At 66.7% G+C, this 11,160-nt stretch carries 13 protein-coding genes; all 13 read right to left on the bottom strand.

What is annotated here, in order from left to right:
• Nucleotides 1-1,241 (bottom strand): methyl-accepting chemotaxis protein (locus G369_RS0124620; RefSeq protein ID WP_019656712.1); only part of this gene is annotated, 1,241 nt, incomplete at its 3' end.
• Nucleotides 1,238-1,537, bottom strand: a complete 300-nt coding sequence (locus G369_RS0124615; protein ID WP_019656711.1) for a hypothetical protein — start codon at nt 1,535-1,537, stop codon at nt 1,238-1,240. The genes G369_RS0124620 and G369_RS0124615, both read right to left, overlap by 4 nt.
• A 6-nt stretch (nt 1,538-1,543) precedes the next feature.
• Nucleotides 1,544-3,109: a methyl-accepting chemotaxis protein gene (locus G369_RS0124610; RefSeq protein WP_019656710.1), complete on the bottom strand. Its 1,566-nt coding sequence runs from the start codon at nt 3,107-3,109 to the stop codon at nt 1,544-1,546.
• A 64-nt stretch (nt 3,110-3,173) separates the two neighbouring features.
• On the bottom strand, nt 3,174-3,692 hold the full coding sequence (locus G369_RS0124605) for a chemotaxis protein CheW (protein WP_019656709.1): 519 nt from the start codon (nt 3,690-3,692) through the stop codon (nt 3,174-3,176).
• A 35-nt stretch (nt 3,693-3,727) separates the two neighbouring features.
• Nucleotides 3,728-4,696: a flagellar assembly peptidoglycan hydrolase FlgJ gene (flgJ, locus tag G369_RS0124600; RefSeq protein ID WP_019656708.1), complete on the bottom strand. Its 969-nt coding sequence runs from the start codon at nt 4,694-4,696 to the stop codon at nt 3,728-3,730.
• Nucleotides 4,697-4,709: 13 nt separating this feature from the next.
• Entirely contained in the window at nt 4,710-5,801 is a 1,092-nt protein-coding gene (locus tag G369_RS0124595) for a flagellar basal body P-ring protein FlgI (RefSeq protein WP_019656707.1), read from the bottom strand.
• 116 nt (nt 5,802-5,917) lie between these two features.
• Nucleotides 5,918-6,643: a flagellar basal body L-ring protein FlgH gene (locus G369_RS0124590; RefSeq protein WP_051127638.1), complete on the bottom strand. Its 726-nt coding sequence runs from the start codon at nt 6,641-6,643 to the stop codon at nt 5,918-5,920.
• A 14-nt stretch (nt 6,644-6,657) separates the two neighbouring features.
• The gene (gene flgG / locus G369_RS0124585) at nt 6,658-7,440 is read right to left on the bottom strand and encodes a flagellar basal-body rod protein FlgG (RefSeq protein ID WP_019656705.1); all 783 of its coding nucleotides are present in this window, start codon (nt 7,438-7,440) and stop codon (nt 6,658-6,660) included.
• A gap of 46 nt (nt 7,441-7,486) precedes the next feature.
• Nucleotides 7,487-8,233: a flagellar basal-body rod protein FlgF gene (gene flgF / locus G369_RS0124580; protein ID WP_019656704.1), complete on the bottom strand. Its 747-nt coding sequence runs from the start codon at nt 8,231-8,233 to the stop codon at nt 7,487-7,489.
• Nucleotides 8,234-8,270: 37 nt separating this feature from the next.
• Nucleotides 8,271-9,488 carry a flagellar hook protein FlgE gene (gene flgE / locus G369_RS0124575; RefSeq protein WP_019656703.1) on the bottom strand — a complete coding sequence of 406 codons (1,218 nt, stop codon included), beginning with the start codon at nt 9,486-9,488 and terminating at the stop codon, nt 8,271-8,273.
• A 67-nt stretch (nt 9,489-9,555) separates the two neighbouring features.
• The gene (locus G369_RS0124570) at nt 9,556-10,242 is read right to left on the bottom strand and encodes a flagellar hook assembly protein FlgD (protein ID WP_019656702.1); all 687 of its coding nucleotides are present in this window, start codon (nt 10,240-10,242) and stop codon (nt 9,556-9,558) included.
• 47 nt (nt 10,243-10,289) lie between these two features.
• Complete coding sequence (gene flgC, locus G369_RS0124565; RefSeq protein ID WP_019656701.1) at nt 10,290-10,712, bottom strand: flagellar basal body rod protein FlgC; 423 nt, start codon at nt 10,710-10,712, stop codon at nt 10,290-10,292.
• Nucleotides 10,713-10,742: 30 nt separating this feature from the next.
• Nucleotides 10,743-11,150: a flagellar basal body rod protein FlgB gene (gene flgB / locus G369_RS0124560; RefSeq protein WP_019656700.1), complete on the bottom strand. Its 408-nt coding sequence runs from the start codon at nt 11,148-11,150 to the stop codon at nt 10,743-10,745.
• Nucleotides 11,151-11,160: the final 10 nt, after the last annotated feature.

The raw sequence follows: 11,160 nt of genomic DNA, 5'->3' as shown, positions 1-11,160 counted from the left end.
ATCTCCTTGGCTGCTGCAGCGGAGCGTTGGGCCAGGCTGCGGACTTCCGAAGCGACAACTGCGAAGCCACGGCCCTGCTCGCCTGCTCGGGCTGCTTCAACGGCAGCGTTCAGTGCGAGGATGTTCGTCTGGAACGCGATGCCATCGATCACGCCGATGATGTCGACGATCTTCTTGGACGACGCATTGATCGAGCCCATGGTGTCGACCACCTGGGAAACCACGCTGCCGCCCTTGACCGCAACTTCGGAGGCCGACACCGCCAGCTGATTGGCTTGACGCGCGTTGTCCGCGTTCTGCTTGACGGTCGAGGTCAGTTCTTCCATCGACGCCGCCGTCTGCTCCAGCGAACTCGCCTGCTCTTCCGTACGCGACGAAAGATCCTGATTGCCCGAGGCAATCTGGCTCGACGCCGTCGCGATCGTGTCCGTGCCGGTGCGCACCTCGCTGACGATCTTCACGAGGCTTTCGTTCATCTCCTTGAGGGCATGCATCAGCCGGCCCGTCTCGTCCTTGGACGCCACCTCGATGCGCGAACTGATGTCGCCCGCCGCGACCTTCTCGGCCACCTGCACGGCCTGGCCGATGGGGCGGGTGATGGAGCGCGTGATGAGCCATGCGATGGCCGCACCGATGAGAACTGCAAGGCAGCCCAGCGCCAGCATGAGGTTGCGCGACCATGCGTAGCCCGCGGCGGCTTCGTCGTTGGCTTCCTGCGAACGCTTTTCCTGATGTTCGGCCATCGCATCGAGTTCTGCGAGCACAGACCTCACCGCGGGTTGGAACTTCGAGATGAAGAGCGATGTCGCCTCTTCGTTGTTGTTCTGCAGGCCCAGCTCGCTGAGGCGCGCGTTCAAGGGCACCAGCACGGCCACCTTCTCGTCGATACGTGCAAGGAGCGCCTTGCCTTCGGCGGTCGTCAGCAGCTTCTCCAGCACGGCGCGGCTCGTGGTGAAGCGATCGCGCGCAGCGGCGATCTTCTTCATCTCCTCGCGCATCGCGCCATCTTCGGTCAGGAGGATCAGGTTGCTGTCGAGGATGGCGATGTCGCGGATCGCGTCCACCATCTTGTTGACCGAGGCCACCTTGACGTTGTTGCCGGTGACGATGCCGTTCAGCCGCGTCTGGATGTCGGTCATCGCATTGAGACCGAGGACCGCGATGCCGGCCAGGAGAAGAAGCACTGCGGCAAAGCCCGCGCCGAGGCGCGTGCCGATCTTGAGATTGAGAAACGAGTTCATGGGGAGAGGTTTTTTTCGGAAATCTTCGTGTTGACGTGCTCGAGCAGCCGGTCGAGCCGGTCCGACACCTTGGCCGCGTCATGGGTCGAACGGGTGACCGAACGCATGACGAGCCAGACGATGGCGATCGCGGTAAGCAGGGCCGCCACGCCGAGCACCAACACAGTCTGTTGCGCCCACTCGTAGCCGGCACCCGCCTGGAAGCCGAGGCTCAGCGCGATGACCAGGAGGAGCAACAGGATGGCAAAGCGCGCGCCGATGCGCAGGGCTCGCCTGGGACTGATACGCGTACGCATGGATCTTCAGGCCGGCAGGGCTTCCTCTTGTGCGTCGAGCTTGAATGTGCTGACTGCGCGCACGAGGCTGTCGGCCTGTTCCTGAAGCGACTGGGCCGCGGCGGAAGCCTCTTCGACCAGCGCCGCGTTCTGCTGCGTGACCTGGTCCATCTGGGTGATCGCCTGGTTGATCTGCTCGATGCCGGAGGTCTGCTCCTGGCTGGCCGCGGTGATCTCGCCCATGATGTCGGTCACCCGCTTCACGCTTCCCACGATTTCGTCCATGGTGCGGCCGGCCTCTTCGACCTGCTTGCTGCCTTCTTCGACCTTCTCGACCGAGTCGCCGATCAGGGTCTTGATCTCCTTGGCGGCTGCAGCAGAGCGTTGGGCCAGGCTGCGGACTTCGGAGGCGACGACTGCAAAGCCGCGGCCCTGCTCGCCTGCTCGGGCTGCTTCGACGGCAGCGTTCAGCGCGAGGATGTTGGTCTGGAATGCGATGCCATCGATCACGCCGATGATGTCGACGATCTTCTTGGACGAGGCATTGATCGAGCCCATGGTGTCGACCACCTGGGACACGACGCTGCCGCCCTTGATCGCGACTTCGGAGGCCGACACCGCCAGCTGGTTGGCTTGACGCGCGTTGTCCGCGTTCTGCTTGACCGTCGAGGTCAGCTCCTCCATCGAGGCCGCCGTTTGTTCGAGCGAACTCGCCTGCTCCTCCGTCCGCGAAGAAAGATCCTGATTCCCCGCCGCGATCTGCCGCGAGGCGACTGCGATCGAGTCCGTGGACGCCTTGATGCGCGTCACCAGGTCGGTCAGCGTGTCCTCCATCTCGCCCATGCCGCGCAGCAGCCGGCCGAAGTCGCCGCCGCGTTCGGTCTCGAATTCCTGGCTCAGGTCACCGGATGCCACGGTCTCGGCGATCAGCAGCGCTTCGCCGATGGGCTGCACGATGCTGCGCGTCAGCAGCCATGCGGTCGCAGTGCCGGCAGCCAGCGCGAGGCAGGCGAGGACCACGATCCAGGTGCGACCCGTGCGGTATTGCGCGTCGATGGCGGCGGCGGTCCTGTCGATCTCCCGCTGCTGGAAGTCCACCATGGCGCGGATGCTCGCGTCGTAGGCATCGAGCGCAGGCATCAGCTGGGCGTCGGTCAGCGTCGTCGCCTCGTCCTTGCGGCCATCGGCCTTGAGCTTGAGGACCTGGTTGCGCAGCTCGACATAGTCGCCGCGCTTCTTCTTGATGTCGGCGCTCAGCGCCAGTTCCTCGGGCGACGCCAGCGCCGCCTCGAGCTTCTTCTGCGTCTCGGTGATGACGGCGCTGGTGGCCGAGATGTTCTTCTGCAGGTAGGCCTGCACGGTCGGGTCTTCGCTCTTGAGCAGCGAGAAGGTGCGCACGCTGTTGGTGTTGGTGGCCAGCTGCCATGCGGCCGCGAGCCGCTCCTTGGCCAGCGATGCACCGGCCATCGCCTGCGTGGCCTCGCCCACGGCCTGCAGCCGCAGAACGCCGATGCCGGCGATGAGCACCACCAGCGCCAGCACGCATGCGAAGACGGCGCCCATGCGCCGCCCCACGGTCCAGTTCTTCATCATGTACCTGTCTCCTCTCGGAACCTCTGTTGTAGTCGTCGTGCGGGTTCGGGGATGAATCGGACGCTCAGGCGGCGATCTTCTCGACCAGGCCCATCTCCTGGCTGGACATGAGCCGGTCGATGTCCACCAGGATCAGCATCCGCTCGTCCAGCGTGCCCAGCCCGATCAGGTAGTCCGCGTCCAGCACCGAGCCCATCTCCGGCGCCGGCTTGATCTGCTCGCCCGTCAGCGTGATCACGTCCGACACGCTGTCCACCACCATCCCCACCACACGCCCGCCGATGTTCAGCACGATCACCACCGTGAACTGGTCGTACGTCGGCTCCCCAAGCTTGAACTTGATGCGCATGTCGATGATCGGAACAATGATCCCCCGAAGGTTCACCACCCCCTTGATGTATTCCGGCGCGTTCGTGATCCGCGTCACCGCGTCGTACCCGCGCAGCTCCTGCACCTTCTGGATGTCTATCCCGTACTCTTCATCGCCCAGCTTGAAGGTCACCACCTCCAGGGGCGCGACAGCGCCCTGGAGCTGCGGCGCCTGTGCCTGCCGGATTGCGGTTGCTGATGCGGTCTGTGCCATTGGCTTTTCCTTGGTGCGGTGAGCGCTCGGGCGCCTCAGCCGAATTTCTGCATGATGCGGACCAGCTTCTCGCCGTAGCGGGGGTCGGTCGCGTAGCCCGCGCGCTGCAAGCCATGAGCCGCCTCGTTCGGGTCGTCGGTGGCCAGCACGTTCGCGTAGCGCGGGTTGCGGGTGATGAAGCGTGCGTAGTCGGTGAAAGCTTCCTCGTAGGAGGCGTAGGCGCGGAACTTCGCGCGCACCTTCTGCGGCTCGCCGTCGACGTACTCGGTGGTGGTGGTCTCCACCGTCGCGCCTTTCCAGCTGCGGTCGGCCTTGATGCCGAAGAGGTTGAAGCTCTGCCTGCCGTCGTCGGCGCGGATCTCTCGCTTGCCCCAGCCCGATTCGAGCGCGGCCTGCGCGAGGATCAGCGGCGCGGGCACGCCGCTGGCCGTGCTTGCGGCCTGCGCCGATGCGCCCATGCGGCCCACGAATTCGTCGACCTGGCCCTGCAGCGATCCGGCATTCGCGCCTTGCGCCCGCCGGTCGCCGTTGAACTGGTAGATGCCGAGGTCAGCCGAGCGTGCGGTCGAGGCGACGGGTGCCGAACCGATCGGAATGCCCGCACGCGCCCCCAGCTGAAAACCGGGCAGGGGCGGATCCAGCTGCATCGGCTTGACGCCGATCTCGGCGTCGGGCGGACCCGAGGGCATGCTGCGGCGCAGCTGGGCGAGCATCGCCTCGGCGAGCCCCACGCCGCGCCCCGAAAGGTTCTGCGTGAGCTGCTGGTCGAACATCGACAGGTACACCTTCTGGTCCTGGCTGTCGAAGAGGCCGCTCGATGGCGTCGCCTCGCGCATGCTCTTGAGCACCATGTTCATGAACAGCGCCTCGAACTGCCGCGAGACCTGCTGCAGGCCCTCTTCGGGCGAGCTGCGCACCGTGCGCCGCAGTGCATCGACGCCCTGCACGTCGAGCGCGAAACGCTGGTCGAGCGCACCACTGCGGTCATTGACCGGTAACGTCATCGCCGCGGCCCCGTCAGATGATCTCGAGCTCGGCGCTCAGGGCGCCGGCCGACTTCATGGCCTGGAGAATGGAAACCAGGTCCTGCGGATTCGCGCCCAGGCTGTTGAGCCCCTTGACCACGTCCGACAGAGAGGCGCCGCCGCGCACCATCTGGATCGCACCGCCGCCCTGGTTGACCGAGATCTGCGAGGTCTGGGCCGCCACCGTGCTGCCGCCGGAGAATGCGCCCGGCTGGCTGATGACCGGCTCGGTGTTGATGACCACCGACAGGTTGCCGTGCGCGATGGCGCAGTCCTTCACGCGAACCGCCTGGTTCATCACCACAGACCCCGTGCGCGCATTCACGACGACGCGGGCACCCGCCTGCGTAGGCGTCACCTCGAGATCTTCCAGCCGCGCGAGGAAGCCCACGCGCTGCTGCGGCTCGGGCGCACGCACACGGATCGATCGCGCATCGATGGCCTCGGCCGTGCCGGAACCGAACTGCCTGTTGATCGCATCCACCGCGCGCTGCGTGGTGCCGAAGTCGGAGCGGTTGAGCTCGATCGAGAACGTGCCCTCGGCACCCACGGGCGATTCCACCGTGCGCTCCACCAGCGCACCACCGGGAATGCGGCCCGAGCTGAGCTGGTTGACCTGCACCTTGCTGCCGTTGGCCGAGGCACCTGCGCCGCCGACCACCATGTTCCCCTGCGCCACCGCGTACGTCTGTCCGTCCACGCCCTTGAGCGGCGTCATCAGCAGCGTGCCGCCGCGCAGGCTCTTCGCGTTGCCCATCGAGGACACAGTCACGTCGATGTTCTGCCCCGGCCGCGCGAACGAAGGCAGCGTGGCCGTCACCATCACCGCCGCCACGTTCTTCAGCTGCATGTTCACGCCCTGCGGAATCGTGATGCCCAGCTGCTGCAGCATGTTGTTCAGGCTCTGCGTGGTGAACGGCGTCTGCATCGTCTGATCGCCCGTGCCATCCAGCCCCACCATCAGCCCATAGCCGATCAGCGGGTTATCGCGCACACCCTGGATGCTTGCCAGCTCCTTCAACCGCTCCGCGTGTACGGGCGCGAAGGAGAAAGACGCCAGCACCGCCAGCGCCGCGATGCGCAAGCGAGCCGAAAATTTCGTGGGATGCCACGGAACCGGCTTTGCCGGGCCGTTGGCATCGCCCCCTGCAAGGGGGTGGGAGTAGCGACACGAAGTGCGCGAAGCCTGGGGGTGTTTCATCAGAACGGCATGACGTTGAGGAAGAAGCGCTGCATCCAGCCCATGTGCTGCGCCTCGTCGATGTAGCCCTTGGCCGAGTACTCGATGCGCGCATCGGCCACCAATGTGGAGGGCACGGTGTTGTTGCCCGAGACGGTGCGCGGGTTCACCACGCCCGAGAAGCGGATGTATTCCGTGCCCTGGTTGATGCCCATCTGCTTCTCGCCGCTGACCAGCAGGTTGCCGTTGCTCATCACGTCCGTCACCGTGACCGTGATCACGCCGTTGAAGGTGTTGTTGGCATTGGCGCCGCCCTTGGCGTCGAGCTTGTTGGTGCCAGAGAGATTCGTGCCCTGCCCGTCGAGCAGGCCGCCGATGAGCTTCGGAATGGCCGAGAACACGCCGGTGGTGCTGCCCGTGCGGCTCGCGTTGGCGCCGGAATTCTTGGTCGCGTTGACCTTCTCGCTGATGACGATGGTGAGGATGTCGCCCACGTTGCGCGGCCGGCGGTCCTCGAAGAGCGCGTTCGCGCCGGGGCCGTCCTGGAAGATCGCGCCGGGCGAGCGCCGCGTCTGCACCGCCGCGTAGTTGTCGGAGCGCGCCGTCATCGGCTGGTGCACCAGCGGCTCGCGCGGCACCTGCGCGCAGCCGGTGGCGAGCACCGCGCCCGCAACCACGAGCAGCGCCAGCAGCCGGGCCTTCGCCTCGGCGGCGCCGCGGCGGAGACGGTGGAACCCCTGCAGCATCGTCACCGTCACGCTCACAGCTGGGCCAGGCGCTGCAGCATCTGGTCCGAGGTCTGGACCGCCTTGCTGTTGATCTCGTACGAGCGCTGGGTGGCGATCATGTTGACCAGCTCTTCCACCACGTTCACGTTGGAGGCTTCCACGTACCCCTGGCTCAGCGTGCCCGCGCCGTCGACGCCGGGGTTCACCTGGTTGGGCGCGCCCGATGCGTCGGTCTCGGCGTAGAGATTCTCTCCCTTGCTCTGCAGGCCCGTCGGGTTGACGAAGGTGGCGAGCTGCAGCTGGCCGATCTGCACGGTGTTGGTGCTGCCCGCCTGCACCACCGAGACGATGCCGTCGCGGCCCACGGTGATGCTGGTGGCGTTGGCCGGCACGGTGATGGCCGGCTGCACGGGGAATCCGCTGGCCGTGACCAGCTGGCCTTCGCGGTCGGTCTGGAACGAGCCGTCGCGGGTGTACGAGGTGGTGCCGTCGGGCATCAGCACCTGGAAGAAGCCGCTGCCGTTGATGGCCACGTCGGTGGGCTTGTCGGTCTTGGTGAGGTTGCCCTGCGAGTGGATGCGCTCGGTGGCGACCACGTGCACGCCGGTGCCGACCTGCAGGCCCGAGGGCAGGCGCGTCTGGTCCGACGACTGGCCGCCGACCTGGCGCAGGTTCTGGTAGACGAGGTCCTCGAACACGGCGCGGCTGCGCTTGAAGCCGGTGGTGCCGACGTTGGCGAGGTTGTTGGAGACCACGTCGAGCTGCGTCTGCTGCGCGTCGAGGCCGGTCTTGGCGATGTAGAGGGAGCGGATCATTTGTACGAAGGTCCTGCGGAGGAAGTTGCGAGAAGGAGAGCGCGCGTCAGCCGTAGGCCAGCAGCTTGTTGGCGGACTGCGCGTTGGTGTCGGCCGTCTGCAGCGACTTCATCTGCATCTCGAAGCTGCGTGCGTTGGCGATCATGGCCACCATGGTCTCGACCGGATTGACGTTGCTGCCCTCGACCACGCCGCTGACCAGCGTGACGGCCTCGTCGGCCTCGGCCGGCGGCTGGCCGGCGCGCATGCGGAACAGGCCGTCCTCCCCGCGCTCGAGGTCGGCGACCGGCGGATTCACCAGCTTCAGGCGGCCGACCTCGGCGATGCCCGTGAGCGTGGTGGAGGACGCATCGCGCGCACCCACGAGGCCGTTGGCCGCGATGCTCACCGCGGAGCCGGGCGGCACGGTCAATGCGCCGTTGTCGCCCACCACCGGGCGACCGCCCATCGTGGTGAGCTGCCCGTCGGCGCCGACCTGCAGGTTGCCCACGCGGGTGTAGGCCTCGCCGCCGTCGGGCGTCTGCACGACCAGCCATCCCTGGCCGCTCACGGCCACGTCGAGCGCGCGGCCGGTCTCGGTGAGGGGGCCGTGGGTGAAGTCGGCGCCTGGCGTGGTGGCCGCCACGAAGGCGCGCGTGGGCGCCTCCTGGCCGACCACGGGCACCGCGCGGAAGTTGGCGATCTGTGCGCGGAAGCCCGGCGTCGAGACGTTCGCCATGTTGTTGGCGACGGCGGCCTGCTGTTCCATGACCTGCTTGGCGCCGCTCATGGCGACGTACAACATGCGATCCACTGGGTGCTCCTGGTGTCGGTCTCGGTGCAGCGCCGCCTCAGCGGATGTTCATCAGCGTCTGCATGACCTGGTCCTGCGTCTTCACGGTCTGCGCATTCGCCTGGTAGTTGCGCTGCGCGACGATGAGGTTGACCAGCTCGGAGGTGAGGTCGACGTTGGATGCCTCCAGCGCGCCCGACTGCAGCGAGCCGAGCTTGGTGCCTTCGCCCGGCGTGCCGGTCAGCGGGTTGCCCGAGGCCTGCGTCTCGGCCCACACGTTGTTGCCCTTGGGCTCCAGGCCGTTGGGGTTGGCGAACGAAGACAGCACCACCTGGCCCAGCAGCTTGGTCTGCTCGTTGGAGAACTTGCCTGTGATGGTGCCGTCGGCGTTGATCGAGAACGAGGTGAGCTCGCCCGAGCGGTAGCCGTCCTGGCCGAGCTTGCTCATCGCGTTGGCGGCGCCGAACTGGGTGGTGCCCGAGATGTCGATCGTGGGCGTGAGCGCGGCGGCGCCGTTGGTCAGGTTGATGGTGCCGAGGCTGAACTGGCCGCTGGCCGGCGCGGTCATCTTGCCGGCGGCGTCGAAGGTCATCGTGCCGAGCGCGCCGGCGCCGATGGCGGCGCCGTCGATCGTGCCGTACATGCTCCAGGTGTTGGCGGGCGTGGCGCTCTTGACGAAGTACACGGACACGTCGTGCGGGTTGCCCAGCGAGTCGTAGATGGGGCCGACGGCGTTCGAGTAGTTGAAGGTGTCGGAGTCGGCGGGGTTGAACGGCGTCTTGGTCGGCGCCGCCTTGCGCGCGTCGAGGTTGAACTCGGCGTCGATGCTGGTGGTCGCCTTGGGCGTCATCGGCGTGGTCGGGATCTGGATGGCCGCCGGCGTGCCGCCGCTGACGCCGCCGTTGGCGTTCACGCCGAAGCCGGTGAGGCGCAGGCCCGATGCGTTGACGATGTAGCCGTCCTTGTCGCGCGTGAACTGGCCGTTGCGCGAGTACATGACTTCACCGGTGGCGCTGGTGAGGCGGAAGAAGCCGTCGCCGTTGAGGATGGCCACGTCCAGCGGGCGGCTGCTCGACTGGGTCACGCCCTGCGAGAAGTTCTGCGTCACGCCCGACACAGATGCGCCCAGGCCCACGCGCGAGCCTGCGTACACGTCCTGGAAGGTGGCCGCCGCGGACTTGAAGCCGACGGTGCCCGAGTTGGCGATGTTGTTGCCGATGACGTCGAGGTTGGCCGCGGCCACGCCGAGTCCGCTGATGCCCTGGGAAAAAGCCATGATGGTTCCTTGTCTGCCGTTGAATGCGGCGCGTTTGCGATGAATGCGGTGGGGAAGGGAAAGAAGCTCAGAGGAACAGGCGCACGTCCGCCAGCCCGATGCTCGCGCCCGACGACAGCTCCAGCGTCACACCGCTGGCGCCCTGCTTGACGGCAGCGACCTGAGAGAAGGTGAGCGCAGTCGACTTCACGGAGGTGCCCCCGTTGGTGGCCTCGACCGTGAAGCGGTAGGCACCCGCGGGCACCACGGCGCCCACGTCGTCCTTGCCGTCCCATGTCACGGCATTGACGCCTTCGTTCATCGAGCCCGCGTCGATGGTGCGCACCACCTTGCCGCTGGCGTCGAGGATCTTGATCTGCACGTCGGAGGCGGTGCCCGGCAGCTGCACGGCGAAGGCCTGCATGGCCGGGTCCTTGCCCTCCTCCGGCGCCCTGGTGGCGAGGACGTCGCCGGGAGACAGCACGTTCTGCCCGATCAGCGAAGTGGCCTGCAGCAGCTGGTTGGAGCCGGTCTGGTTCACCAGGCCCGAGAGCGTGCTGTTGAGCTTCTCGATGCCGCTGACGGTGCTCATCTGCGCGAGCTGCGAGGTGAGCTCGGCGTTCTGCATCGGATTGAGCGGGTCCTGGTTGTTCAGCTGCGTGACCAGCAGCTTGAGGAAGCGCTGCTCGCTGTCGACGTTCGAGGTGCTGCTGTTGCCGCCGACCGCGGAGGCGGCGTTCTGTCCGGTGATGGACGAGGTATCGGAGATGGCCATGGCGCGTTCGTGCCTGTTCTTTCTTGGGTTCTTGTCTTGCCGGGGAATTACTGGCCGAGGGTCAGCGTCTTGACCATCAGCGTCTTGGCGGTGTTGAGCACTTCCACGTTGGCCTGGTAGCTGCGCGAGGCGGAGATCATGTTGGTCATCTCCTCCACCACGTTGACGTTGGGCATCGCCACGTAGCCTTCGGCGTTGGCATGCGGGCTCTTGGGGTCGAACACGAGCTTCGGCGGAGAAGGGTCTTCCACCACGCCGGCCACCTTGACGCCGCCGATGTCGCCCGCGCCGTACGCCGAGGGCGCGACCTGGAACACCACCTGCTTCGCGCGGTAGGGCATGCCGTCGGGCCCGGCCACGCTCTCGGCGTTGGCCATGTTGCTCGCGGTCACGTTCATGCGCTGCGACTGCGCGGTCATGGCCGATCCGGCCACGTTGAAGATGTTCATGGAGGTGCTGTTGAAGGGCATGGAAGGGACTCCTGCTGCTTGCTGCGCTGCTTAGGGCTGCACCGCAGAGAGCAGCGACTTGATCTTGGCGTTGATGACCGTGAGGTTCGACTCGTAGCGCAGCGCGTTGTCGGCGAAGGCGATGCGCTCGACGTCCATCTCGACCGTGTTGCCGTCGAGGCTGGACTGGTTGGGCACGCGGTAGAGCAGGTCCTTGTCGGGCATGGCCTGCGCCTGTCCCGCGAGGTGGCGCGACGAGGTGGTGGCCAGCGACATCGACTGCGACGCGCGGCCGCGCTCCACGGCTTCGCTCAGGCGTGCGCTGAAGTCGAAGTCGCGCGCCTTGTAGTTGGGCGTGTCCGCATGGGCGATGTTGGCCGCGAGAACCTCCTGGCGTTCCGCGCGGAGGTTGAGGGCTTCGCGGTTGAAGCGAAGCGCCGCATCCAGCTTGTCGAGCATGTTTGTTCCA

The sequence above is a fragment of the Variovorax atrisoli 110B genome (assembly GCF_000382045.1).
In the GTDB taxonomy this organism is placed as follows: Bacteria; Pseudomonadota; Gammaproteobacteria; order Burkholderiales; family Burkholderiaceae_C; genus Variovorax; species Variovorax atrisoli.
This window is presented reverse-complemented; position numbering and strand designations above follow the sequence as displayed.